The sequence below is a fragment of the Ruegeria sp. CDSA033 genome, assembly GCF_059612305.1.
Genome location: NZ_JBXWQI010000010.1, coordinates 56,280 through 81,019 on the forward strand (window position 1 = coordinate 56,280; position 24,740 = coordinate 81,019).

Genomic DNA, 24,740 nt, shown 5'->3' on the forward strand with positions numbered 1-24,740 from the left:
AATTAGTTCTGAGACGTGCCAGACCCGGTCTGTGCCTCAAGCCACAAACGCGCCTGATCCACCAGAGAGACATAGCTGTTGAGAACCGGATCAGCCTGCGGCACCGCTTCGGAAATCTTCTGAGAATTGCTGTAGATCAGCAACAGGATCACGCCGACAACCAGAATCAGCAGGAATCCGCGTCGGAACCCGCCAGATTTGCGGGGCGGGGGCATGTCCTCGTCCAGCTTTGGCAGGGGGTCGTCGCTGCGCAGGCTGGAATTGATTGCTTCAACATCCGGCAGCGCGTCTTTCTGACCGAAATCCTTTGCGGTTTCTGTCGCGATCAGGTCCTTGGCGGCTTTTTCCACTTCGGGCGGCGCGTCGAGTGCCAAATCGGTCTGCGTCTCAAGGCTGCCGCCTTCGTGGGCGCGCAGGTCTGCTTCGCGGGCCGCTTCTTCCTTGAGGATGTTGGCAACCGCAGGGTCGACATTGCCGGTCGAGGAAGCTGCGGCAGGTTCAGGTTCTGATTTGGGCTCCTCGACAGGTTTCGCGACAATCTCAGGCGTTTCCGCCTTTGCCGCGGGTTCGTCCGCGGGCGTTTCCGGCTTTACCGGTTCAGATGCAGTTTCGGGGTATTTGGCCTGAAACCAAGTCTTTTCGCAGTTGGAACACTGCACATCGCGGCCTTCCTCGGGAATGACCTCGTCTGGCACTTCGTACTGAGCACCACAATTCGGACAAGTAAGACGCATGCTGCCTCCCGGTCGGGGGGCCGACCTGATAATAGTTTTTTCAGGGATGTTATTCCGTTAAGACCTGACCGCAAAGGGTGTTTTCGGTTTCACACGACAAGTGTCACCAATTCGACCCGGTGCAGGCATTGAAACCACAACCGCGCTCGGGCAAGAAGGGCGGCAACAATAATTGGGGGCCCTTGTGATCGAGCTGGAAAACGTCAGCTACACCTATGGTGATGGTGAGTTGCTGAGCGACGTGTCGCTTCAATTGCAGCCGGGGTCGTTCCATTTTCTGACCGGTCCGTCGGGTGCGGGCAAGACGACCTTGCTCAAGCTATGTTATGGCGCGTTGCTGGCCACATCAGGACGGATGACCGCATTTGAGCAGGACATTGCACGCCTGGACCGCGATCAGATGGCGCTGCTGCGTCGCCGGATCGGGGTCGTGCATCAGGATTGCCGATTTCTGGACCATATGACCTTGGCTGAAAACGTCGCTTTACCGTTGATGGTGTCCGGCAAAGGCGAGAATGCGCAGAAAGAAGACCTGCTGGAATTGCTGAACTGGGTCGGGCTGGGCACACGGCTTGATGCGCTTCCTCCGGAACTTTCCGGGGGCGAACGTCAGCGCGCGGCGTTGGCGCGGGCAGTTATATTGTCGCCGGACGTTGTGCTGGCCGATGAACCGACTGGCAACGTGGATTGGGAAATGTCCCAGCGATTGCTGCGCCTGCTGGTCGAGTTGAACAAGATGGGCAAGACCGTGCTGATCGCAACCCATGACCTGAGCCTGATCCGCGCAGCCAAAAGCCAGGTTCAGGCCCGTGTCCTTCGTATTTCACAGCGCCAGATTCAATTGGCGGGGGCGGATCTATGAACAAGGGCACCATCCGCAGCATGCTGGTGCGCGACAAACGCGCAGATCGGGTTGTTCCGCCATCTGGCTACACGGCGCAACTGACCCTGTTCGTTTCCGGCGCGATGGCCTTTCTGGCCGTTTTCGCGCTTGCCTTGTCGCTGGCATCGGGCCGGCTGGCCGACCGTTGGGCATCAGAACTGGCGGGGGCCGCCACTTTGCGGATCAACGCACCCGCCGAACAGCTTTCCGCCCAGACCGAGGCCGCGTTGACCGTGCTGGCCCAAACCCCTGGCGTTGCGTCGGCACGCGCCCTGACTGCCGAGGAGCAGGTTGCGCTTTTGTCCCCGTGGTTCGGTCCTGATTTGCCGCTTGATACGCTGCCTATTCCGCAACTGATAGAAATCATCGAGGGCGAACCAGGTCTTGATACCGCTGGCTTGCGCTTGCGTCTTGGTGCCGAAGTGCCCGGCGCCGTGCTGGACGACCATTCACGCTGGCGCGAGCCGCTGGTCGAGGCGGCCAACTCGTTGCGGCGATTGGGCTGGGTGTCTATCCTGTTGATCGGCGGCGCAACGGCGGCGATGATCACGTTGGCGGCCAATGCCTCACTGGCGGCCAATGCGCAGATCATCGAAGTCCTACGCCTTGTCGGTGCCCGTGATCGTTTCATCGCCAGCGCATTTGTACGGCGGTTCACATATCGCGCATTCTTCGGTGCGCTGGTCGGGGTGCTGTTCGGCATGACTGGCGTTCTGCTGTTGCCCGAAGCCTCGGTAGAGGGCGGGTTTCTGACCGGATTGGGTTTTCAGGGGGTTGGCTGGCTGTTGCCTGCGCTGATACCTCTGCTGGGGGCTGCGGTGGCGTTCTTGGCCACCTGGACAGCGGCCGTGCGCAAATTGAAGGAGCTTTCGTGATGGCTACAGCGATCCAATGGGTGCGCTCTTTGATCTTCATGATCGTGATTTATGCGTGGATGCTGATCCTTGGTATCGTTTTCGCGCCCTACGCGCTGTTTACCAAACGCGGGGCTTTGCAGGCCTGTAAAACCTACGCGCGATCGACGATCTGGTTGGCCCGCTGGATGGTAGGCATCCGGTGTGAGGTTCGCGGAAACGTTCCCGTGGACGAGGTCGTGATCGGAGCCAAACACCAGTCCTTCCTGGACATCATCATGATCTTCAGCGCCATTCCGCATGGCAAGTTCATCATGAAAAGGGAACTGCTGTATACCCCGGTTATCGGTCTCTATGCCCGTCGCCTTGGGTGTATACCGGTTGATCGCGGCAGAAAGGGTGCTGCCGTCGCCAAGATGGTCAAAGACGTGGCTAAAGAGTTCTCTGAGCCCGGGCAGCTTGTGATTTACCCGCAGGGCACACGCGTCGCACCGGGGGCGAAGAAACCCTACAAGGTCGGGACAGCCGTTCTCTATGAAGGACTGGGCTTTCCTTGTGTGCCGGTTGCGACGAATGCCGGTGTTTTTTGGCCGCGTACCGGGGTTATGCGCAAACCTGGTCTTGCAATTGTCGACTTTCTTGACCCGATCGAACCGGGTGTTGGACGGGATCAATTTCTTGGGCGTCTGGAAGACGTGATCGAAACACGATCCAATGCATTGATGCGAGAAGTGGGGTTTGAACCGGATGGAGCTCATTAAGGACATTGAAATGCTCGAGGCGCTCTACGGCACACCGGGCGCGCCTGCATTGCGCAAAGTGACCAGACAGCTCACACCGCTTTATCGCAAATGGATCATGGCGTCGCGCCTGTGCATCCTCAGCACCGTTGGGCCCGAGGGTGTCGATGGCAGCCCGAGAGGTGACGACGGCCCGGTTGTACTGGAACTTGATCCGCACACACTGGCGATGCCTGACTGGCGTGGGAATAACCGGCTGGACAGCTTGCGTAATATCGTGCGCGACCCGCGAGTGTCGTTGATGTTCATGGTGCCGGGGTCCAACAGTGTCGTGCGATTGAATGGCACGGCGCATGTGACAGCTGATGAAAATTTGCGTGCGCAGTTCGAAAAGCAGGGCAAAAAACCAGCAACAGTAATCGTTATAGAAATCACTGAGATTTACACCCAATGCGCCCGTGCCTTGATGCGGGCCCGTACCTGGGTCAGTGGCGACGAGACCGCGCATGTGCCGACCGTCGGTGAAATCCTCGCCGAGGCGTCGGACGGCGAGGAAGGCGGCACGCAATATGATCAAGAATGGGGTGTGCGCGCCGCGAAGACGATGTGGTAGGCACGGGATCAGGCAGCCGCGGCACCGATCCGGGCTACCTTTGATATCCAGCGGTCCACGCTGCCGGGTTTAGGATAGCTGGCGCCCGAAAAGTAAGTGAACCGGGTCGGCTTGAAACCGACAAATCCCAGAATCTGATCGCGGATCTGGCGGATCAGTGCTTGCCTGTAGATGAAACGCATGAACCAACCCGGCGTGTCAGAGGTAAGGATGACCCGCGCCGTGCGTCCTGTCAGCATAGGTGCTGGAAAGCCGATCCGTGTAGTATTCCGCGTGTCGAAGGTGCGTCCGGGGATGAATGCCCGGTCAATCAAACCTTTCAGCTTGGCCGGCAAGCCGCCCCACCACATCGGTGCCGTCAGGACAAGGTGTTCGCTCCATTCAAAATCCTGCAGCACTTGTTCCAATGCGGGTTCTAACGGTTTGAAGTCCTCATAGTTTCCCTGACCGAAGTCATGGTCAAATTGCAGGTCGCATAGGTGAATCATGCGAACGTCGTGCCCCTGTTGTTTGGCCGCGTCGGCATAGGTTTCTGCAAATGTTCGGGACAGGCTGGTTTCGCCTGGGTGTCCGTCGAGGATCAGGATTTTCTTAGGGTGCATCGCGAATCTCCAAAAATGACCGTGGTCAGTTTATAAATGAGAAAAATGACCGTGGTCAATTACTAAATTTGACCACGGTCAAAAAACATGCGAACAGGGCATATGCAAAAGACAGTTCAAAAGAGAACCCTTAAAACGCGCGCCCGATTAATCGAGGCCGCAGAGGACGTTATCGAAAGAAACGGCTATCAGGCTTTGCGGGTGGAAGACGTGGTTCAGGCCGCCGGGGTCGCAAAGGGAACCTTTTTTGCGCATTTCCGGGACAAAGACGCGCTAATGGAAATGCTGATTGGTGAGAGGCTGGTTGCCTGTTTCAATCAGGTCGAACAGGGCCCCGCCCCACGCACGGCCCCCGAAATCGCCGATGCCCTGCAACCGATCCACTCCTTCATGACGTCCGAGCGTTATGTGTTCGATCTGATCATTCGATACTCTGGCGCTACAGCGATCACCGAGATCGGGCCCATAGCACGTTGCTTCGAGCGCTATGTTCGGTTGGTTGCTGATTGGTTGGAAACCGCGAGGGTGCGCAAGGACATTTCCCCCGACCTGCTGGCCGAGGGGGTTCAGGCTTTTGCTATTCAGTCAATGTCACTGAAATTCTGCGCTCTGCATGAAGCAGAGAGTTTTTCAGATAGGTTAGAAATCTATCTGGACGCGTGGTTAACCCCGGCAACCTGACGGCGGCCGGGGCTTCATATTAACTGTGAATCGGTCCGTCGCCACAGGCCAACGCAGCCTCACGCACAGCTTCCGAATAAGTTGGGTGGGCGTGGCAGGTCAGGGCCAGATCCTCGGCCGAGGCGCCGAACTCCATCGCCACACAGACTTCATGGATCAGATCGCCGGCACCGGGGCCGATGATGTGGCAGCCCAGAATGCGGTCGGTTTCCTTGTCGGCCAGGATTTTGACAAACCCATCGGTCATCAAGTTCGCCTTGGCGCGGCCGTTGCCCATGAACATGAACTTGCCGACCTTATAGGCGCGGCCCTGTTCTTTCAGCGTCTCTTCGGTTTCGCCCACATTGGCAACCTCGGGCCATGTGTAGATCACACCCGGGATGACGCCGTAGTTGACGTGCCCATGCTTGCCCGCAACCTGCTCGGCTGCGGCCATACCTTCATCTTCTGCCTTATGCGCCAGCATGGGGCCTTCGGTCACGTCACCAATGGCGTAAATGCCCGGCACGTTGGTCTGCCAATCGGCCCCCACCTTGATCTGACCACGCGGTGTCATTTCAACGCCCAAAGCTTCCAGACCCAAACCATCCGAGTACGGTTTGCGTCCGGTGGCGACCAGAACCGTATCAGCCTCGATCACATGTTCGCTGTCATCCTTGCGCAGTTTGTAGGTCACCTTTGCCTTGGTCTTGGTGGCTTCGGTCTTTTGGACCGCCGCGCCCATGACAAATTTTAGGCCTTGTTTCTTGAGGATGCGCTGGAAGGTTTTCTGAACTTCGGGGTCCATGCCAGGGGTGATCGCGTCGAGGAATTCAACCACAGTCACCTCCGCGCCTAGACGCTGATAGACCGAGCCCAGTTCCAGCCCGATCACGCCCGCGCCGATCACCACCAACTTCTTTGGCACCTTGTTCAGCGACAGAGCGCCGGTCGAAGTCACCACAACCTTTTCGTCAACGTCGACACCGGGCAGTGAGGACGGTTCGGACCCAGATGCGATAATTATGTTCTTGGCGGTGTGAACCTCGTCGCCCACTTTGACCTGACCCGCGGTAGGGATCGAGCCCCAGCCTTTCAACCAGTCGATCTTGTTTTTCTTGAACAGGAATTCGATACCCTTGGTATTGCCGTCGATCGTTTCCTGCTTGTAGCCCTGCATCTGTTTCCAATCGACCGAGGGGCTTTTGCCCTTCAGGCCCATCTTGGCAAAGTTATGCTCGGCCTCATGCAGTTGATGGCTGGCATGCAGCAGCGCCTTCGAGGGGATACAGCCGACGTTCAGGCAGGTTCCACCCAGAGTTTCACGCCCTTCGACGCAGGCAGTCTTCAGACCCAGCTGAGCGCAACGGATGGCGCAAACATAGCCGCCGGGGCCTGATCCGATTACGATAACGTCATAATTTGCCATGTGTCAGGTCCTTATCGTTTACGGGGATGGCGGCAATTTTCTGCACGCCGGGGCGTTTCCCCATTACATTATCCATGTCAGCGACTGAATCAAAAGACAGCCGCCAGCAACATTACAGTGTTGGCCGCCAAGCCAACGATCCAGATCACGGTTCGCCAAGGCGTCCAACCCAATGCGTAGGCGGGGACGTAGAGGATGCGGACGATCAAATAGATCCAGCTACAGGCCGCAGTGAGCCCGTTCGACTGGCCCGAAACCGTCACGACAAGCGCCGCAATTGCGAACAGAACCAACCCTTCGGTGTGGTTGCTGAGGGCACGGTGCAGACGCCCCGAAACCCCCGGTTTGTCAAAAGGGATATCTCGCGGGCCAACCGCAAGGCCAAGGTCAATCTTACCGTGCCCGGCAGCCAGGTAGACCACGAATTGCGCGACCCAAAGTAATGCGGCAAGGGTCAGGACGGTTAGTTCCGTGGTCATCCAGTGGTTCCCTTTGAGCAGTCGAAAGTCATCGCGTTACCCGTTCGTGCCGCGCCCCCAATGGGGAGGCGCAGCCTCATGCTTTCAGACAGGGTCCAGAACCTTGGTCTGGATATGCGCCACGCCACCGCGTTCGTGGTGCATGGCCAGCTCTTCGGATTCGATGAAGCTCTGGGCCCGGTCGAGATCGGTGATCTCGAACAAGGCGACCGCGTGGTCCTTTCGATCAGGGTCTTTCCAGATATGGAGGTCGCGGATGCCCGCGGCCTCCCTCATCGGTTTGTCTTCTTCGAACACCTTTAGCCAGACATCAAAGTCGGCCACGTCGGCTTGCCAGAGTACATGTGTCGCCATGATTACAGATCCATCAGCAGACGGCGCGGGTCTTCCAGCGCCTCTTTCACACGTACAAGGAACGTCACGGCGCCCTTGCCGTCAACAATCCGGTGGTCATAGGACAGTGCCAGATACATCATCGGGCGGATCTTGATCTCACCATTGATGACCATTGGACGGTCCTGGATCTTGTGCATGCCAAGGATACCCGACTGCGGCGGGTTCAGGATCGGTGACGACATAAGCGAGCCATAGACGCCACCGTTCGAGATGGTGAAGGTGCCGCCCTGCATCTCTGCCATGGACAACTTGCCGTCGCGGGCGCGCTTGCCCTTTTCGGCGATGGCCTTCTCGATATCCGCGAAGGACATGCTGTCGGCGTCGCGGATGACAGGAACAACCAGACCTTGCGGCGTACCGGCGGCAACGCCCATGTGCACGAAATTCTTGTAGACGATGTCCGTGCCATCGATCTCGGCGTTGACTTCCGGAACCTCTTTCAGCGCGTGACAGCATGCCTTGGTGAAGAAGGACATAAAGCCCAGTTTCACGCCGTGCTTTTTCAGGAACAGGTCTTTGTATTCATTGCGCAGGCCCATCACCTCGGTCATGTCCACCTCGTTGAAGGTGGTCAGGATTGCCGCAGTGTTCTGCGCATCCTTCAAACGCTTGGCGATGGTTTGGCGCAGGCGGGTCATGCGCACACGCTCTTCGCGGGCGGCATCCTGTGCTGCGACCGGTGCCCGAGGCGCTTGCGCCGGTGCCGGTGCTGCCGCCGTAGGTGCCGGGGCCGCAGCCGTAGCCGCTGCGCGGGCAACATCCTCTTTCATGATCCGCCCATCACGACCGGTGCCTGTGACCTGATCCGCGGACAAACCGGCCTCTGCCATAGCTTTTTCGGCGGATGGCGCGTTGGCGATGTCCTTGCCGGTGCTTGCTGCTGCGGCCGGGGTTGCCGCCGCAGCTGCCGGAGCAGCGACGGACCCTGCCGCTGCGCCGGAAATCACCGCCAGTTTGGCCGACGCCTCAACTGTTGCGCCTTCGGGGGCAACGATTTCTGCCAGAACACCCGCAGCCGGGGCCGGAACCTCGACCGAGACCTTGTCGGTTTCCAGCTCACACAGCATCTCGTCCTGTGCGACGCTGTCGCCGACCTGTTTGAACCATGTCGAAACGGTCGCTTCAGTCACGGATTCACCCAAGGTCGGAACCATGACGTCAACACTGCCGCCAGACGCCGCCGGAGCAGCCGCAGCCGCCGGGGCCGGTGCGGCTACCGGGGCAGGAGCTGCGCCTTCACCTGCAGCGATGGTGGCCAGCAGAGCGTCAACGCCAACGGTTTCACCTTCTGCGGCGACGATTTCGCCCATCACGCCAGCGGCAGGAGAAGGGACTTCGACGGTGACCTTGTCAGTCTCCAACTCACACAACATTTCATCAACCGCGACGGCGTCGCCGGGTTTCTTGAACCATGTCGCAACCGTGGCTTCGGTAACCGACTCGCCAAGCGTGGGAACTCGAACTTCAATGGACATCGATTATTTTCCTTCAATGCTCAGCGCTTCGTCGACCAGCGCTGCTTGTTGGGCTTTGTGTTGGCTGGCCAGACCCGTCGCGGGAGAAGCCGATGTGGAGCGGCCGACATAACGCGGCCGAGTGTGCTTGGCGCCGATGCGGGTCAGAACCCATTCGATATTCGGTTCGATAAAGGTCCAGGCACCCTGGTTCTTGGGTTCTTCCTGACACCAGATCATTTCGGCACCTTTAAAGCGCTCAAGCTCATTGATCAGCGAATGCGCCGGGAAGGGATAGAACTGCTCAATCCGCATCAGGTAGACGTCGTCGATGCCGCGCTCGTCGCGTTCTTCGAGCAGATCGTAGTAGACCTTGCCGGAACACATCACCACGCGTTTGACCTTGTCGTCCTTGACCAATTTGGTTTCCGAGTTTCCGTGCTGTGCATCGTCCCACAACACACGGTGGAAGCTTGAACCGGTGGTGAATTCTTCTGCTGTGCTGACCGCCAGCTTGTGGCGCAGTAACGATTTGGGCGTCACCAGGATCAGCGGCTTGCGGAAAGTCCGGTGCAGCTGACGGCGCAGGATGTGAAAGTAATTAGCGGGTGTCGTGCAGTTGGCCACGATCCAATTGTCCTGACCACACATCTGCAGGAACCTTTCCAGACGTGCTGACGAGTGTTCAGGCCCCTGACCCTCGAAACCGTGTGGCAACAGGCACACCAGACCGGACATGCGCAGCCATTTGCTTTCGCCCGAGCTGATGAACTGGTCGAACATGATTTGCGCGCCGTTGGCAAAATCACCGAATTGCGCTTCCCACAGGGTCAGTGCATTTGGTTCCGCCAGCGAGAATCCATATTCAAAGCCCAGCACCGCATATTCGCTGAGCATCGAGTCGATTACATCGTATTTCGACTGGCCCTCACGAATGTTGTTCAGTGGGTAGTACCGTTCTTCAGTTTCCTGATGAATGAAACCCGAGTGACGCTGACTGAACGTCCCGCGCGTCGCATCTTGCCCTGACAGGCGCACCGGATAGCCTTCGGTCAGCAGAGAGCCAAAGGCCAGGGCCTCACCAGTCGCCCAGTCAAACCCTTTGCCGCTTTCGAACATCTGTTTCTTTTGATCCAGAAGACGCGAGACGGTACGATGCACTGCGATATCTGCTGGTGTGTGGCTCAGCGCGTTGCCAATCTGCGCCAGCGTTTCCGGTTTGATTGCCGTGTCGCCGCGGACATATTCATCTTTGTTCTTGTCCAGATGCGACCAGCGCCCGTCCAGCCAGTCGGCCTTGTTGGGCTTATAGTCCTTCCCGGCCTCGAACTCATCATTCAGATGCGCCTGAAAGGCGGCCTTCATATCCTCGATTTCGCCTTCGGGGATCAGGCCGTCTTTGACCAGGCGTTCGGTGTACAGCGACAGCGTGGTCTTATGCGTCTTGATCTTCTTGTACATGATCGGGTTGGTGAACATGGGCTCATCGCCCTCGTTATGTCCGAACCGGCGATAGCAGAAGATGTCGATAACCACGTCCTTGTGGAACTTCTGCCGGAATTCGGTCGCAACCTTGGCGGCATGTGTTACAGCCTCGGGATCGTCACCATTCACGTGGAAGATCGGTGCCTCAACCATCAGGGCGATATCGGTGGGGTAGGGGCTGGAGCGGCTGAAATGCGGCGCGGTGGTAAAGCCAATCTGGTTGTTCACCACGATATGCATCGTGCCGCCGGTCTTATGACCCTTAAGGCCGGACAGGCCAAAGCCTTCGGCGACAACACCTTGACCCGCAAAGGCCGCATCGCCGTGCAGCAGGATGCCCATCACCTTGGTCCGGTCTTCGTCACCCAACTGATCCTGTTTTGCGCGGACCTTGCCCAGAACAACCGGGTTCACCGCCTCAAGGTGTGAGGGGTTTGCAGTCAGCGACAGATGGACACTGTTGCCATTGAATTCACGGTCGCTGGACGCGCCGAGGTGATACTTCACATCGCCGGAACCATCCACATCTTCGGGTTTGAAGCTGCCGCCCTGGAACTCGTTGAAGATGGCGCGATAGGGCTTGCGCATCACGTTGGCCAGAATGTTCAGGCGGCCCCGGTGCGGCATGCCGATGACGATGTCGCTGACACCCAGCGCCCCGCCGCGCTTGATGATCTGCTCCATCGCGGGGATCAAGGCTTCGCCGCCGTCCAGACCGAAACGCTTGGTGCCCATGTATTTTACATGCAGGAACTTCTCGAATCCTTCCGCCTCAACCATCTTGTTCAGGATCGCCTTGCGGCCTTCCTTAGTGAATTGGATTTCCTTGCCATACCCTTCGATCCGTTCCTTCAGCCACGCGGCTTCTTCCGGATTTGAGATATGCATGTACTGCAGCGCGAACGTGCCGCAATAGGTCCGTTTCACGATCTCGACAATCTGGCGCATGCTGGCCATCTGCAAACCCAGCACGTTGTCGATAAAGATCGGGCGGTCCATGTCGGCTTCGGTGAAGCCATACGTCCTGGGGTCCAATTCCGGGTGGGTGCTGGCTGCGCGCATGCCCAACGGGTCCAGATTAGCAGCAAGATGGCCCCGGATACGATAAGCCCGGATCAACATCAGCGCCCGCAGACTGTCCAGCACCGCGCGTTTGATCTGGTCTTCGCTGACCTGAACGCCCTTGGCCTCGGCCTTGTCCTTGATCTTGTCGCCTGCTGCCTTGGCGTCGATTTCGGCCCATTCTCCGGTCAACGCTCCGGTCAGATCATCCGTCGGCATCGGAGGCCAGTCGGTCCGCGCCCAGGACGGCCCTTCGGCCTCGCGCTGGACGTCCGGCGTGGCGTCGCCCATCGCCCGGAAAAACTCGACCCAGGCCGCATCTACTGCGTTCGGGTCCTTGGCGTACTGGGCATAAAGTTGCTCCAGATATTCGGCATTATGCCCCTGCATAAAGCTTGAGGCATGAAAGGCAGAATTGGGCGTGTGTTCGGTCATTGGGCTACCTCATATGGGTTGGGACCGTATTGGTTGGCGCCTGGCTGGCTGGGGCGGGTCAGCCACCACAGAACCAGGAGGGGCGACACAAACAAAACAAGCAGTGTCGGAATGACGATTAGCAGCGTGGCGCGGGTGAACAGGATGTCCAGATTGCCGCCATGCTGGAAATGGGATGCGAGGCCGATGCCAAAGATCAGCACCGCAAACGCGCCGACAATCAACAGGATCGGAAGCAAGGCGAAAAGCCCGCTGCGCCCGGTGTCATGCATCCGTCGCCACGCGACGGCCAGATGCGGGATGAACACGATCAAGCCTACGATGCTTTGTACTGGCGCAGAGGACGTCGCAGTGACCGCTTTGACCTCGTCAGTCTGGCTGACCGAGACCTGAGTGAAGAACTGCCAGTCGATGATCCCGGCGATGATGTTCCAGATCACGATGAACAGGAAAAAGAACCAGTATTCGGGCCGCGAGGCACGACCCGAGAAGGTGAAGAACTTGGAGAAACAGGTGCGGATGGCGTCGGAGAAGGTCATGAATCCCCCGCTTGGTACGTGTAGAAGTATCCGGTACCAAAACCTGTTACATAGTTAAGCCATTCCAAGTCCTTGACCTCAAGTATGTGTGGATAAGGTGCATGAATGGAAGTGCGGTACGTGACTCGGGGGTAGGGCCAATCAAGTTTCGGATTTCTGGTGCGTTCCGAGATCACCTGCGATGTGCCGGAAGGGTTTCTTTTCAGTTCCGGTCGGCTGAAGGCGTTTCCGAGTTCACGAGAGGCTTTGCCTTGCCCAAATATTGCTGTGCAAGAGCTTTTGTACTCTACAAAGTCTTTTTCAGATTTTTGATCCGAACCCCCGAAGTCAACGAATATCAGAAGCGCGGAATTGTCTGCGGAAAAAGCCACGTAGTGAGCTTGATCGTTCAAGCGTGCTTGGCCAATCTCAGGGCGGCTGCAATCCATTGGGAGTTGGCCAAGGCAAAATGTTCCATTTGTATTTTCGGGGTCAATCTCGTCCGACTTGAGAGAGGGCAATGCGATCCAAACGGTTCGGTCAACAACTTCTTCAGCCTCCGCACCTTTGACTTGCTGCCAACCCAAACCTTCTGCTCGCTCTACGAGGTCTGTAATGGAAGAGTAGCGAGCCTCGCACATATCAATAGTCGCAATGGCGGATACTTCTTCTTCTGCCGCAATTGGTGCTGCCAAAAGAAAAGACGCTAGTGCGAGAATTGAAACTCTAGCGAGGCTCATCAACGTCACTTACCCAATCGCTTCCAGCACAGCCTCACCCAGCTGGGCAGGGCTTTCGGCCACGACGATACCGGCCGAGCGCATGGCTTCGATCTTGTCCTCGGCCCCGCCTTTGCCACCGGCGACAATTGCGCCCGCGTGGCCCATACGGCGGCCCGGAGGGGCGGTGCGGCCCGCGATGAAACCAGCAGTCGGTTTAGAACGGCCCTTCTTGGCCTCATCCGCCAGGAACTGCGCGGCTTCTTCCTCGGCCGAGCCACCGATCTCACCGATCATGATGATCGAGTGGGTTTCGTCATCCGCCAGGAACCATTCCAGCACGTCGATATGCTCAGTCCCTTTGATCGGGTCGCCGCCGATGCCCACACAGGTGGACTGGCCCAGGCCTACGTCTGTTGTCTGTTTCACAGCTTCATAAGTAAGCGTACCCGAGCGGGAAACGACACCCACGCTCCCGCGTTTGTGAATGTGGCCGGGCATGATGCCGATCTTGCAGGCGTCGGGCGTGATCACACCGGGGCAGTTCGGCCCGATCAGGCGTGACTTGCTGCCTTCCAGCGCGCGCTTCACCTTCATCATGTCCAGAACCGGGATGCCTTCGGTGATGCAGACGATCACTTCCATCTCGGCATCAATCGCTTCGAGGATCGAGTCTGCTGCAAAGGGCGGCGGTACATAGATCACGCTGGCATTGGCTTCGGTCACATGCTTGGCCTCGTGGACCGAGTTGAACACGGGCAGGTCAAGATGCGTCATCCCGCCTTTGCCGGGGGTCACGCCGCCAACCATCTTGGTGCCATAAGCGATGGCCTGTTCGCTGTGGAATGTGCCCTGCGAGCCGGTAAAGCCCTGACAGATCACTTTGGTATTTTCGTCGATGAGGACTGCCATTTTCGTGGCTCCTTCGCTTGCTATCTTATCTGTTGAAGTTCGATGGACGAGTATTGCTGTCCAGCGGGTTGTTTCGGAGGTTGCCCGGAGACGATGTAGACATTTCGCCCTGCAATGGGATTGTCAGCACTCAGCGTAGTTCTCGAAGAGTTTCTGCTCGTCCGGTAAGTAGATGAGCCTTCGATGTACTTTGCAGCCATTCGCTCTTGAATTTTTTCCACCTCAGCGGAGCTTAGGTTTTTTGACGCAACATAGCAGTAGTCATACTTGACCTTACCCAGGGATTTGAATTCGGAATATCTGGTTCCGGTCACCACGTATATCCAATTTGGCTCGCTGAAGAATCGCGTTCCTCCTTGGGATGTGTCAGCAATACGCTCGAGGCCTGAGTTCTCTAGGGTGTGAGTCGCTTGAGAAGGATTACCCAAACTGGCCATACAGACTGTTTCGAAAAGCATACTCGCTTCTTCGACTGCACTGCGTTGTGTCGCGGGCGTGGTTGCGCAACCAGCCAAAAAGAGTGCGGTCGCCAATGAGATACTTCTGAAATTCATTCAACTGGCCTTTGAAAGTGATACTCACCCTGAAGATTAAGGAAGGTTTGCTTTGCTGCAAATCTTCCTCTCACCCATTTACCCCTTAACCGCCTTGACGATCTTCTCGGCACCGTCTTTCAGGTTGTCAGCTGCGATCACGTCCAGGCCAGAGGTGTTGATGATCTCTTTGCCCTTCTCAACGTTCGTGCCTTCCAGACGCACGACCAGCGGAACCTTCAGGCCGACCTCTTTCACCGCGGCGACAACGCCCTCGGCGATGACGTCACAGCGCATGATGCCGCCGAAGATGTTGACCAGAATGCCTTTGACCTGTGGGTCCGAGGTGATGATCTTGAACGCCTCGGTCACTTTCTCTTTGGTGGCGCCACCGCCCACGTCGAGGAAGTTGGCAGGCTCAGCCCCATACAGCTTGATGATGTCCATGGTCGCCATCGCCAGGCCGGCACCGTTGACCATGCAGCCGATCTCACCATCCAACGCGATGTAGTTCAGGTCGTATTTAGAGGCTTCCAATTCCTTGGGGTCTTCCTCGGTAGTGTCGCGCAGCTCAGCGATGTCGGGGTGGCGGTAAACCGCGTTACCGTCAAAGCCGACCTTGGCGTCCAGCACCTTGAGGTCGCCCTTGTCGGACACGATCAGCGGGTTGATCTCCAGCATCTCCATGTCCTTCTCGACGAAGGCGGCATACAGCTGGCTCATCAATTTGACGCACTGTTTGACCTGTGCGCCCTCCAGGCCCAGCGAGAAGGCGATGCGACGACCATGGTAGGGCTGATAGCCTGTTGCCGGATCGACCGAGAAGGACAGGATTTTCTCGGGCGTTGCCGCGGCAACCTCTTCGATGTCCATGCCACCTTCGGTCGAACACACGAATGAGATGCGGCTGGTCTGGCGATCCACCAGCAGGGCCAGGTACAGTTCACGCTCGATGCCGGAACCGGCTTCGATGTAGATGCGGTTGACTTGCTTGCCCGCGGGGCCGGTTTGATGCGTGACCAGCGTACGGCCCAGCATCTTCTTGGCTTCCTCGGATGCTTCTTCCACCGACTTGGTCAGACGAACACCGCCTTTTTCACCGGCGTCAGCCTCTTTGAAGGAGCCCTTGCCACGGCCACCCGCGTGGATCTGTGCTTTGACAACCCAGAGCGGGCCATCCAGTTCACCGGCTGCGGTTTTGGCTTCCTCAGCGCGCAGAACCGCGCGACCTTCGGAGACCGGAGCGCCATAGCTGCGAAGAAGCGCTTTGGCCTGATATTCGTGAATGTTCATCGAAACTGTCCTGTCTGACTACGATTACACCGTTATAGGGGTGTCTAGGGGGCAAGTTTAAAGGGTTTTTTGACAGGGAAGCAGTTTTTCACGAAGATTTTCATTATTTGTGATCACGGTTTTTTTGGGTGTGATCACAAAAGGCAACAAAGGTCACCCGTTTGATTCGTCGTCGATGACGGCCTTTAGAATAAAGAGAGAATTCAGCTAGCGCTAAACCTAGCCGGTCCGCCGAGACGGCGGATTCAAACGATTACACGGTAGCTGCGCCGGGGACATGTCGACTCAATGGCGCCGCAATCGTCCAAATAAAAAAACCCGGCTCACCAATGGTCAGCCGGGTTCTGAATTACCGCCGCAGAGGGATCAGGCCAGCGAGCTGTCGATGCCCTTGCACGCTTCGATCAGGCCTTTGACGGCGTTGACCGAATTGTCGAACCCGGCTTGTTCGTCTTCGTTCAGCTTGATGTCGACGATCCGTTCGACACCACCGGCACCGATCACGGTGGGTACGCCCACATACAGACCGTCTACGCCCAGCTCACCGCTGCAATATGCAGCGCAAGGCAGAACGCGTTTCTGGTCTTTCAGATAGGCTTCGGCCATTTCGATCGCCGAAGTGGCAGGCGCGTAGTAAGCCGAGCCAGTTTTCAGCAGGCCAACGATTTCGGCACCGCCATCACGGGTGCGCTGAACGATGGCGTCCAGTTTGTCCTGTGTGGTCCAGCCCATCTCGACCAGATCGGGCAGGGGGATACCGGCAACGGTCGAATAACGAACCGACGGCACCATGGTGTCGCCGTGGCCGCCCAGAACAAACGCGGTGACGTCGCGCATCGAGACGTTGAACTCTTCCGACAGGAAGTGCGCGAAACGGGCTGAGTCCAGAACGCCAGCCATGCCACAGACTTTGTTGTGCGGCAGGCCCGAGAACTCACGCAGAGCCCAGACCATCGCGTCCAGCGGGTTGGTGATGCAGATCACGAACGCGTCGGGTGCGTGGGCTGCAATGCCTTCACCGACCGACTTCATGACTTTCAGGTTGATGCCCAGCAGGTCATCGCGGCTCATGCCGGGTTTGCGGGCGACGCCAGCGGTGACGATGCAGACGTCTGCGCCTGCGATATCGGCATAGTCGCTGGTGCCGGACATGGCTGCGTCGAACCCTTCCGAAGGGCCGGATTCGGCGATGTCGAGCGCTTTGCCCTGCGGCAGCCCGTCTGCGATGTCGAACAGGACAACGTCACCCAGTTCTTTGACAGCTGCGAGGTGCGCAAGCGTGCCGCCGATGTTCCCAGCGCCGATAAGCGCAATCTTGGGTCTGGCCATTTGGAAAATCTCCGGTCGGAATTGAAATCGCGGCTGTGCTAGTCCCTAAATGGCTTTCGCGCAAGTGTTCAGCGGCGCGGCATGCAACCGCATACCGTTTGCACTGCCTGGGCTGATTGCGCTAAACGGCCAAGGATACAGGCCGAAACCGGGGCGCTGCATGTTCGAATTGAACCTGATGTTTTTTGTTGTAGCGATCCCGGCTGTGATATTTGCGGGTATTTCGAAGGGTGGCTTTGGCTCAGGCGTGGCCTTTGCGTCCTCATCGATTCTGGCGTTGATATTGGAGCCGGGGCAGGCACTGGCCCTGATGCTGCCGATTTTGATGGTGATCGATGTTGCAACTCTTGGGCCCTATTGGAAACGCTGGAGCTGGCCGGATTCGCGCCTGTTGATCCTTGGGGCCGTGCCCGGCGTGGCGTTGGGCGCATGGCTTTATCGCGCCACCGATGATGATCTGCTGCGCCTATTGATCGGGGGGATTTCCATTGGTTTTGTCGTTTGGCACGTCAGTCAATCCAAAGGCTGGGTGCGCGGCTTCACAAACAGACTGCCTGCCCCCGCCGGACTGTTCGCTGGACTGGTTGCTGGCTTCACCAGCTTTGTCAGCCATGCAGGCGGCCCGCCAGCCGCAGTTTACCTGCTGTCGCAACGCCTGTCGAAGACCGAGTTTCAGGCCAGCACTGTATTGGCCTTCTGGGTCATCAACATCACGAAATTTGTTCCTTACGCCTATCTTGGCCTTTTCACTTGGCACACCGCGTGGGCCGATCTGCTTTTGACACCATTTGCGATTCTTGGTGCCTGGCTGGGCGTCCGGGCGCATTTCATGCTGTCCGAGCGCCTGTTCTTTGGCATCGCCTATGTGCTACTGACGCTCACGGGCAGTAAACTGATCTGGGACGCTTTGACCTGATCAGACGTTGGGCGGCAGGGCATCGGCGATCATTTCATAAGCCTGACCCGAGGCAACAAGGCAGGTCATTCCATCCGGCAATGTCACGGTGATCGTCCAGCTGCCGCTTTGGTCCGACGCATAGAGCTCCATCACTGCGCCTTGACGCGCGATGCCGATCCCCTGGCGCGTTTCGCCGTAAGTTTCGGTCAGCCGTTTTATCACCTCGTCACGTGGGGCGCAGTTGCGGGCGTGGGCCTGTTGCGCAGCCAGAACCATGATTCCGAGGCCCATCGTCATCTTCAGCAGTGTCTTGTGCATCTTCGACCCTTTTCGATTTCCTTTGCCGGTCAGGGTGCCGCCGTTGGACCGAAATCCGGTTAAAGGAACGCACGTTGCGTCGCGAATGCTGCGATGCGGCGATTTTGCGCTTGAACTTTCCGACAAAAAATGCCCCATTCCGCGCAACTTTATTTCCTCGGGAGAAGCCAATGGACTCGCGCCAGCGCCCCTATCGCTCTGTTCTTTATATCCCCGGTTCGAAAGACCGGGCGCTGGACAAGGCACGCACTTTGCCAGTGGACGCGATCATTTTTGATCTTGAAGACGCGGTTTCTGCCGATGAGAAGGGTAATGCGCGCGAAACGCTTAAGGCGGCTCTGGCCGCGGGCGGCTATGGCGAACGGGTCAAGATCGTGCGCATCAACGGTCTGGATACCGAATGGGGCCGTGCTGACGCCGAGGCCGTGCGCGAGATGGATGCCGATGTGGTCCTGTTGCCCAAGGTGAATTCGGCTGCGGATGTGGACGCGCTGGCCGCGATTACCGGTGACCTGCCAATATGGGCGATGATGGAAACCCCACGCGGGATGCTGAACGCGGCCGAGATTGCCGCCCATCCGCTGATGGCGGGGTTTGTCATGGGTACAAATGATCTGGCGAAGGAGTTGCAAACCCGCTTCCGCCCGGATCGTCTGCCCTTGATGACTTCTCTGGGCCTGTGTCTGTTGGCCGCCAAGGCCGAGGGGCTGATCGTTGTCGATGGTGTCTATAACGCATTCAAGGACACGGAAGGTCTGGCCGCCGAATGTGCGCAGGGCCGCGACATGGGCTTTGACGGAAAAACCCTGATCCACCCCGCACAGGTCGATGTCACCAACGCGGCCTATGCCCCGTCGGAGAGCGAGATCGATCTGGCCCGTCGCCAGATTGCCGCTTTTGAAGAAGTTGAGGGGCAAGGGCAGGGCGTTGCCGTGGTCGACGGCAAGATCGTTGAAAATCTGCACGTTGTAACTGCCCGCGAAATTCTGGCAAAAGCGGAGGCAATTACAGCTTTGCAAGCGGGGTAAGCCAGCATGGGCTTCGTTCTTCTCATTCTCGGTGTGGCACTTTGGTGGGCCGCGCATCTGTTCAAACGTGTGATGCCAGAGCGTCGCGCTGCGATGGGCGACGCCGGCAAGGGCGCGGTCGCGCTGGCCTTGGTGGCATCGATCCTGCTGATGATCTTCGGCTATCGCATGACCGATTTCATCTATGTCTGGGCCCCGCCTGCCTTTATGATTCACATCAACAACCTGCTGGTGTTGATCGCGATCTTCATGTTGAGCCCCGCCGGAACCAAGGGCCGTATTCTGAACAAGCTCCGCCATCCGATGCTGGGCGGGTTTAAACTGTGGGCTTTCGCGCATTTGCTGGTGAATGGGGATCTGGCCTCGATCATCCTGTTTGGCGGGTTGTTGGCCTGGGCTGTGGTCGAAGTGATCGTAATCAACAAGTCCGAACCGGACTGGACCCCCGGTGAACCCGGAACCTATGGCAAAGATGCGATGTTCTTTGTGGCTTCGATCGTGCTGCTGGGTGTCATCGGTTACATTCACGGGCTGGTCGGCCCGTCGCCGTTCCCCTCGTAAGGATCTGACATTATGACAAAACTCTACCGTTTGTTGACCGAAGAAGACACATCGGCCTTTTGTCACAAAGTGTCAGATGCTTTGGCAAAAGGCTGGGATTTGTATGGCGACCCGTCCTATGCCTATGACGAAAACAGCCGCATGATGCGTTGCGCACAGGCCGTGACCAAAGAGGTCGAGGCCGACTATTCACCTGACATGAAACTGGGACAGCAATAATGGCAAAAACCAATCCGGGCCGCTTTTTTGAGGACTATTCCATTGGTCAGGTGTTGCACCATGCCGTGCCGCGCACGGTGACCGATGGTGAGCGGGCGCTGTACCATGCGCTCTATCCGGCGCGGCATGCGCTGTATTCCTCGGACGAGTTCGCCCGGAATTGTGGCCTGCCGCAAAGCCCGATTGATGACCTGGCGGCGTTTCATGTCGTGTTCGGCAAAACTGTCCCGGATATTTCGCTGAATGCCGTGGCCAATCTGGGCTATGCCGAAGGACGCTGGTTAAAGCCGGTCTATCCCGGCGATACTTTGCGATCGGAATCCGAGGTGATCGGCCTCAAGCAGAACTCGAACGGCAAGACCGGTGTCGTCTGGGTGCGCACGCGTGGTCTGAATCAGCACGATGAAGTCGTCATTGAATACGTGCGTTGGGTCATGGTGCGGAAGTCGGATCTGGATGCGCCCGCGCCCGAGACTGTGGTGCCTGAACTGAAAAAGGCGCTGGATGCGAAGGATCTGATCGCGCCCGAGGGCCTTGATTTCTCTCAGTACGATTTTGCTCAGGCTGGTGAGGCGCATCGCTGGGGCGACTATGAGATTGGCGAGAAGATCGATCACGTCGATGGCGTCACGGTCGAAGAGGCCGAACATATGCTGGCGACCCGCCTGTGGCAGAACACCGCCAAGGTGCATTTCGATCTGACTTTCCGTCCCGAAGGACGGCTGATCTATGGCGGTCACGTGATTTCCATGGCGCGGACCCTGTCGTTCAACGGGCTGGCTAATGCACAGATGATCGTTGGCCTGAACGGTGGCGCGCACGCTAACCCCTGTTTTGCGGGCGACACGATCAAGGCCTGGTCCGAAGTTCTGGACAAGGCGGAAACTGCCATTCCGGGCGTCGGCGCCGTGCGCCTACGGTTGGTCGCCACCAAGGGCGGCGTGCCGTTTGAATTGAAAAACGAAGACGGTCGGTATCTGCCGAATGTTTTGTTGGATCTGGATTACTGGGCCCTGATGCCGATCTGACACTAGTGGTGACATTCATTTGATCGCAGCCAGCGCCAATCGTGTTAGGCTGTGGTCATGACGTTGTTTCGCACGATAGCTGCCTGCGCCTGTCTGACGCCACCCGCTTATGCCTGCGATCTGGCATTGGCCCTGGCCGTAGATGTCTCGGGTTCGGTCGATTCGACTGAGTATCGAATACAAATGGATGGCCTAGCAGCCGGTTTGCGCGACCCAATCGTGTCCGAGGCATTGGTGCGCGGGAAAGCCCGCGTGATGCTGGTGCAGTGGACAGGGTCCTCTCGTCAGATGGTCACCGTTCCGTGGACACATATCGACAGTTTCGAGGCAATTGATCAGTTTGCTGTAAAAGTGGCCAACGATCCAAGGGTCTGGCGCAACTTTTCCACCGCAATTGGCGAGGCGCTGGAATCGACCATGTCCTATTTCGATACGGTGTCGGATTGCAAACGCCACCTGATCGATATCTCTGGCGATGGGGTGTCGAACGAGGGGGTTGAACCATCGGACGTACACAGAATTCTGCGGACACGCGGTGTGACGGTGAACGCGATTGCAATTGAAGAAAGCGAACCGGATCTGACCGCGTATTTCTTCGAAAATGTGATCGTGGGCGAGGGGGCGTTTGTCGTCTCAGCCTCAGGGTTTGCTGACTATCCCGAGCGGATTCGTAAGAAACTGCTGCGCGAGGTGACCCAGCAAACCGCTGATCTGAAATAGCCACACAACAGAATCGGGTCTGTAGGCGCTAACATCATAACGGATGGAAAACTTTTTGTGATCACGAGCTTATTTTGTGTGATCACATAATGCGAATATCCGTCATTTTGCGTCAATTGTGAACTTTTTTGCATCTGCAGCACGTGACAGAACGGCAAAAAACGGTAAAACCTTCGGAAGCCAAACGTAAAGGAGCCAACATGGCCGATGTAAATCGGGGCAACCGCCCTCTTTCACCTCACCTCACGATCTACCGCCCCCAACTGACTTCGATGACATCGATCCTTGTGCGCATCACGGGAATTGCATCGTTGTTGATTGCGTTCTTTGTCGTCTGGTGGTTCCTGGCAGCTGCAACATCCGAGGCGTCGTTCAATTTCATCGACAGTCTGATGAGAAGCTGGCTGGGTGATCTGGTGATGTTCGCTGCGACCTGGGCGATCTTCTATCACATGCTGGGTCGTCTGCGTCACGTGATCTGGGATCTGGGCTATTGCGTGGATGTCGGTATCTCCGAAAAGATGGGGATCGGCATGATGGTGTTGGCCACCATCTTCGCCTTCATCACGGCAATTGCGGTTTAAGGAGATTGGCCATGAATTACCTCACTGACCGCAAACGCGCGCAGGGTGCCGGTGCTGGCGGCGCGGGCACACATCATCACTGGCAGATGATGGTCAGCTCGGCCGCTCTGGTCCTTTTGGTGCCTCTTTTTGTTTTCGTCTTCGCAAACGGCTTGGGCAGATCATACGAAGAGGTTCTGGCCTATTACAGCCGCCCATTCCCGGCGATTGTGACTGGCCTGACGATGGTCGTCGTCATCCTGCATCTGGTGCGTGAGACCCAAGTTGCGATCGAAGACTATGTCCACGGTGTTGCAGAAAAACTGAGCCTCATGGCCGTCGCGGCGTTTGGCTACACATTGATAGCTGCCGGGCTGTTTGCCCTGATCAAGCTGGCTCTGTGAAACGCGCGGTAAGGAAATAAACAAATGACAACTGCATACGAATACGAATCACACGAATATGACGTGGTTGTTGTCGGCGCTGGCGGCGCTGGTCTGCGCGCCACACTGGGCATGGCAGAACAAGGTCTGCGCACGGCATGTGTCACGAAGGTGTTTCCGACACGCTCGCACACGGTTGCCGCGCAGGGCGGAATCGCCGCATCTCTGTCCAATATGGGACCTGACCACTGGCAGTGGCACATGTACGACACCGTCAAAGGCTCGGACTGGCTGGGTGACACCGATGCAATGGAATACCTTGCGCGTGAGGCACCCAAGGCCGTGTATGAGCTGGAACACTACGGTGTTCCGTTCAGCCGTACTGAAGAGGGCAAGATCTACCAACGCCCGTTCGGTGGTCACACTACCGAATTCGGCGAAGGTCCTGCCGTGCAGCGGACCTGTGCTGCTGCGGACCGGACCGGCCACGCGATCCTGCACACGCTGTACGGTCAGTCGCTTAAGAACAACGCCGAGTTCTATATCGAATATTTTGCCATCGACCTGATCATGTCCGAGGACGGTCAGTGTCAGGGTGTCGTCTGCTGGAAGTTGGATGACGGCACGATGCACGTCTTCAACGCCAAGATGGTTGTGCTGGCGACAGGCGGTTATGGCCGCGCCTATTTCAGCGCAACATCGGCCCATACCTGCACCGGCGATGGTGGCGGCATGGTGGCCCGTGCGGGTCTGGCTCTGCAGGATATGGAATTCGTTCAATTCCACCCGACCGGCATTTATGGCTCTGGCTGTCTGATCACCGAAGGCGCGCGCGGTGAAGGCGGTTACCTGACCAACGCCGAAGGCGAACGGTTCATGGAGCGTTATGCCCCCCAGTACAAGGACCTCGCACCCCGCGATTATGTCTCGCGTTCGATGACGATGGAGATCCGCGAAGGCCGTGGCCATGGTGACGGTGGCGACCACATTCACCTGAACCTAAGCCACCTGCCGTCCGAAGCGCTGGCAGAGCGCCTACCAGGTATTTCGGAGTCGGCGCGGGTTTTTGCGGGCGTAGACGTCACCAAGGAACCGATCCCGGTTCTGCCGACTGTGCATTACAACATGGGCGGCATTCCGACCAACTATTGGGGTGAGGTTCTGAACCCGACCGCTGACAACCCGACGGGCGTTGTCCCCGGCTTGATGGCTGTCGGTGAAGCAGGCTGTGCCTCGGTCCACGGGGCGAACCGTTTGGGCTCGAACTCACTGATCGACCTCGTAGTGTTTGGCCGCGCTGCCGCAATCAAAGCGGGCAAGGTTGTGGATGCCGAGGCACCGAACCCGGTGCTGAATCAGGCGTCCGTCGATAAGGCGTTCGACCGCTTCGACGCGGTACGCAATGCCAGCGGTGCAATCGCGACTGCCGATCTACGTCTTGAGATGCAGAAGACCATGCAGGAAGACGCAGCGGTCTTCCGGACAGCCAAAACCATGGCCGAGGGCGTCGACAAGATGACGGCGATCGCCGCCAAGATGGACGACCTGAAAGTCAGCGACCGCTCGCTGGTCTGGAACAGCGATCTGATGGAAACGCTGGAGCTGACCAACCTGATGCCAAGCGCCTTGGCGACCATCGTTGGCGCTGAGGCGCGCAAGGAATCCCGCGGCGCACACGCGCATGAAGATTTCACCGAGCGTGATGATGAGAACTGGCGTGTTCACACAGTGTCGCGTGTTGATGGCAACAAAGTCGATCTCAGCTATCGCCCGGTCATTGCCGATCCGCTGACAACCGAAGACGAAGGCGGCATCAGCCTGCAGAAAATCGCGCCCAAAGCGCGGACGTTCTGATCAAGCGGACCCCGCCTTAAAATGGCTCGCTGATCGGA

General features: G+C 57.7%; 27 protein-coding genes. 14 read left to right on the forward strand and 13 right to left on the reverse strand.

Annotated elements, in window-relative coordinates; all coding sequences use genetic code 11:
- Nucleotides 1-2: 2 nt before the first annotated feature.
- Nucleotides 3-734 (reverse strand): zinc-ribbon domain-containing protein, encoded by a 732-nt coding sequence (locus AC2FLA_RS13995; protein ID WP_496722932.1) that lies wholly within the window; start codon nt 732-734, stop codon nt 3-5.
- 184 nt (nt 735-918) lie between these two features.
- Between AC2FLA_RS13995 and AC2FLA_RS14000 the strand changes: the two genes are divergently transcribed.
- From AC2FLA_RS14000 to AC2FLA_RS14015, 4 genes are read left to right on the forward strand one after another with little or no spacing between them, the layout of a single operon-like run.
- Nucleotides 919-1,596, forward strand: coding sequence for a cell division ATP-binding protein FtsE (locus AC2FLA_RS14000; protein WP_058273548.1), 678 nt, complete (start codon nt 919-921; stop codon nt 1,594-1,596).
- The gene (locus AC2FLA_RS14005) at nt 1,593-2,492 is read left to right on the forward strand and encodes a cell division protein FtsX (RefSeq protein WP_282120101.1); all 900 of its coding nucleotides are present in this window, start codon (nt 1,593-1,595) and stop codon (nt 2,490-2,492) included. The genes AC2FLA_RS14000 and AC2FLA_RS14005 overlap by 4 nt, the downstream gene beginning before the upstream one ends.
- Entirely contained in the window at nt 2,492-3,232 is a 741-nt protein-coding gene (locus tag AC2FLA_RS14010; RefSeq protein WP_496722934.1) for a lysophospholipid acyltransferase family protein, read from the forward strand. The genes AC2FLA_RS14005 and AC2FLA_RS14010 overlap by 1 nt, the downstream gene beginning before the upstream one ends.
- The gene (locus AC2FLA_RS14015) at nt 3,219-3,824 is read left to right on the forward strand and encodes a pyridoxamine 5'-phosphate oxidase family protein (RefSeq protein ID WP_496722936.1); all 606 of its coding nucleotides are present in this window, start codon (nt 3,219-3,221) and stop codon (nt 3,822-3,824) included. The genes AC2FLA_RS14010 and AC2FLA_RS14015 overlap by 14 nt, the downstream gene beginning before the upstream one ends.
- A gap of 8 nt (nt 3,825-3,832) precedes the next feature.
- Here the strand turns inward: AC2FLA_RS14015 and AC2FLA_RS14020 are convergent, their stop codons facing one another.
- The gene (locus AC2FLA_RS14020; RefSeq protein WP_496722938.1) at nt 3,833-4,426 is read right to left on the reverse strand and encodes an NAD(P)H-dependent oxidoreductase; all 594 of its coding nucleotides are present in this window, start codon (nt 4,424-4,426) and stop codon (nt 3,833-3,835) included.
- A 102-nt stretch (nt 4,427-4,528) separates the two neighbouring features.
- On the opposite strand from AC2FLA_RS14020, the gene AC2FLA_RS14025 reads away from it, so the two are divergent.
- Nucleotides 4,529-5,107 carry a TetR/AcrR family transcriptional regulator gene (locus AC2FLA_RS14025; RefSeq protein ID WP_496722940.1) on the forward strand — a complete coding sequence of 193 codons (579 nt, stop codon included), beginning with the start codon at nt 4,529-4,531 and terminating at the stop codon, nt 5,105-5,107.
- A 19-nt stretch (nt 5,108-5,126) separates the two neighbouring features.
- Here AC2FLA_RS14025 and lpdA read toward each other — a convergent pair whose 3' ends face one another.
- From lpdA to mdh, 10 genes are all read right to left on the reverse strand, one after another.
- The gene (lpdA, locus tag AC2FLA_RS14030; protein ID WP_496722941.1) at nt 5,127-6,515 is read right to left on the reverse strand and encodes a dihydrolipoyl dehydrogenase; all 1,389 of its coding nucleotides are present in this window, start codon (nt 6,513-6,515) and stop codon (nt 5,127-5,129) included.
- Nucleotides 6,516-6,604: 89 nt separating this feature from the next.
- Nucleotides 6,605-6,994 (reverse strand): MAPEG family protein, encoded by a 390-nt coding sequence (locus tag AC2FLA_RS14035; protein ID WP_472722843.1) that lies wholly within the window; start codon nt 6,992-6,994, stop codon nt 6,605-6,607.
- 84 nt (nt 6,995-7,078) lie between these two features.
- Nucleotides 7,079-7,348 carry a hypothetical protein gene (locus AC2FLA_RS14040; RefSeq protein ID WP_058273540.1) on the reverse strand — a complete coding sequence of 90 codons (270 nt, stop codon included), beginning with the start codon at nt 7,346-7,348 and terminating at the stop codon, nt 7,079-7,081.
- Nucleotides 7,349-7,350: 2 nt separating this feature from the next.
- A complete protein-coding gene (gene odhB / locus AC2FLA_RS14045; RefSeq protein ID WP_109312907.1) occupies nt 7,351-8,865 on the reverse strand; it encodes a 2-oxoglutarate dehydrogenase complex dihydrolipoyllysine-residue succinyltransferase in 1,515 nt (504 codons plus the stop codon).
- 3 nt (nt 8,866-8,868) lie between these two features.
- Nucleotides 8,869-11,826, reverse strand: a complete 2,958-nt coding sequence (locus tag AC2FLA_RS14050; protein WP_496722943.1) for a 2-oxoglutarate dehydrogenase E1 component — start codon at nt 11,824-11,826, stop codon at nt 8,869-8,871.
- Nucleotides 11,823-12,365 carry a DUF805 domain-containing protein gene (locus AC2FLA_RS14055; protein ID WP_496722945.1) on the reverse strand — a complete coding sequence of 181 codons (543 nt, stop codon included), beginning with the start codon at nt 12,363-12,365 and terminating at the stop codon, nt 11,823-11,825. The genes AC2FLA_RS14050 and AC2FLA_RS14055 overlap by 4 nt, the downstream gene beginning before the upstream one ends.
- Complete coding sequence (locus AC2FLA_RS14060) at nt 12,362-13,093, reverse strand: hypothetical protein (protein ID WP_496722947.1); 732 nt, start codon at nt 13,091-13,093, stop codon at nt 12,362-12,364. The genes AC2FLA_RS14055 and AC2FLA_RS14060 overlap by 4 nt, the downstream gene beginning before the upstream one ends.
- Entirely contained in the window at nt 13,094-13,975 is an 882-nt protein-coding gene (gene sucD / locus AC2FLA_RS14065) for a succinate--CoA ligase subunit alpha (RefSeq protein WP_058273535.1), read from the reverse strand.
- Nucleotides 13,976-14,607: 632 nt separating this feature from the next.
- The gene (gene sucC, locus AC2FLA_RS14070; RefSeq protein WP_058278788.1) at nt 14,608-15,801 is read right to left on the reverse strand and encodes an ADP-forming succinate--CoA ligase subunit beta; all 1,194 of its coding nucleotides are present in this window, start codon (nt 15,799-15,801) and stop codon (nt 14,608-14,610) included.
- Nucleotides 15,802-16,167: 366 nt separating this feature from the next.
- Nucleotides 16,168-17,130, reverse strand: a complete 963-nt coding sequence (mdh, locus tag AC2FLA_RS14075; RefSeq protein WP_058273532.1) for a malate dehydrogenase — start codon at nt 17,128-17,130, stop codon at nt 16,168-16,170.
- A 160-nt stretch (nt 17,131-17,290) separates the two neighbouring features.
- Here mdh and AC2FLA_RS14080 point away from each other — a divergent pair, with 160 nt between their 5' ends.
- Entirely contained in the window at nt 17,291-18,046 is a 756-nt protein-coding gene (locus tag AC2FLA_RS14080; protein ID WP_058273684.1) for a sulfite exporter TauE/SafE family protein, read from the forward strand.
- Here the strand turns inward: AC2FLA_RS14080 and AC2FLA_RS14085 are convergent, their stop codons facing one another.
- A complete protein-coding gene (locus AC2FLA_RS14085; protein ID WP_282120109.1) occupies nt 18,047-18,346 on the reverse strand; it encodes a hypothetical protein in 300 nt (99 codons plus the stop codon).
- A 170-nt stretch (nt 18,347-18,516) separates the two neighbouring features.
- Between AC2FLA_RS14085 and AC2FLA_RS14090 the strand changes: the two genes are divergently transcribed.
- The 8 genes from AC2FLA_RS14090 to sdhA all read left to right on the forward strand — a co-directional run bounded on the left by AC2FLA_RS14090 (nt 18,517) and on the right by sdhA (nt 24,702).
- Nucleotides 18,517-19,374, forward strand: a complete 858-nt coding sequence (locus AC2FLA_RS14090) for an HpcH/HpaI aldolase/citrate lyase family protein (protein ID WP_496722950.1) — start codon at nt 18,517-18,519, stop codon at nt 19,372-19,374.
- 6 nt (nt 19,375-19,380) lie between these two features.
- Nucleotides 19,381-19,935, forward strand: a complete 555-nt coding sequence (locus AC2FLA_RS14095; protein ID WP_496722952.1) for an NnrU family protein — start codon at nt 19,381-19,383, stop codon at nt 19,933-19,935.
- Nucleotides 19,936-19,947: 12 nt separating this feature from the next.
- Nucleotides 19,948-20,154, forward strand: a complete 207-nt coding sequence (locus AC2FLA_RS14100; RefSeq protein ID WP_496722954.1) for a DUF1737 domain-containing protein — start codon at nt 19,948-19,950, stop codon at nt 20,152-20,154.
- Complete coding sequence (locus AC2FLA_RS14105) at nt 20,154-21,182, forward strand: MaoC family dehydratase (RefSeq protein WP_496722956.1); 1,029 nt, start codon at nt 20,154-20,156, stop codon at nt 21,180-21,182. Before AC2FLA_RS14100 ends, AC2FLA_RS14105 begins: the two co-directional genes overlap by 1 nt.
- A 57-nt stretch (nt 21,183-21,239) precedes the next feature.
- Complete coding sequence (locus AC2FLA_RS14110; RefSeq protein ID WP_496722958.1) at nt 21,240-21,902, forward strand: DUF1194 domain-containing protein; 663 nt, start codon at nt 21,240-21,242, stop codon at nt 21,900-21,902.
- Between the two features lie 200 nt (nt 21,903-22,102).
- Nucleotides 22,103-22,486 (forward strand): succinate dehydrogenase, cytochrome b556 subunit, encoded by a 384-nt coding sequence (sdhC, locus tag AC2FLA_RS14115; RefSeq protein WP_496722960.1) that lies wholly within the window; start codon nt 22,103-22,105, stop codon nt 22,484-22,486.
- Nucleotides 22,487-22,497: 11 nt separating this feature from the next.
- On the forward strand, nt 22,498-22,869 hold the full coding sequence (gene sdhD / locus AC2FLA_RS14120) for a succinate dehydrogenase, hydrophobic membrane anchor protein (protein WP_496722962.1): 372 nt from the start codon (nt 22,498-22,500) through the stop codon (nt 22,867-22,869).
- A gap of 24 nt (nt 22,870-22,893) precedes the next feature.
- Nucleotides 22,894-24,702 (forward strand): succinate dehydrogenase flavoprotein subunit, encoded by a 1,809-nt coding sequence (sdhA, locus tag AC2FLA_RS14125; RefSeq protein ID WP_496722964.1) that lies wholly within the window; start codon nt 22,894-22,896, stop codon nt 24,700-24,702.
- Nucleotides 24,703-24,740 lie beyond the last annotated feature (38 nt).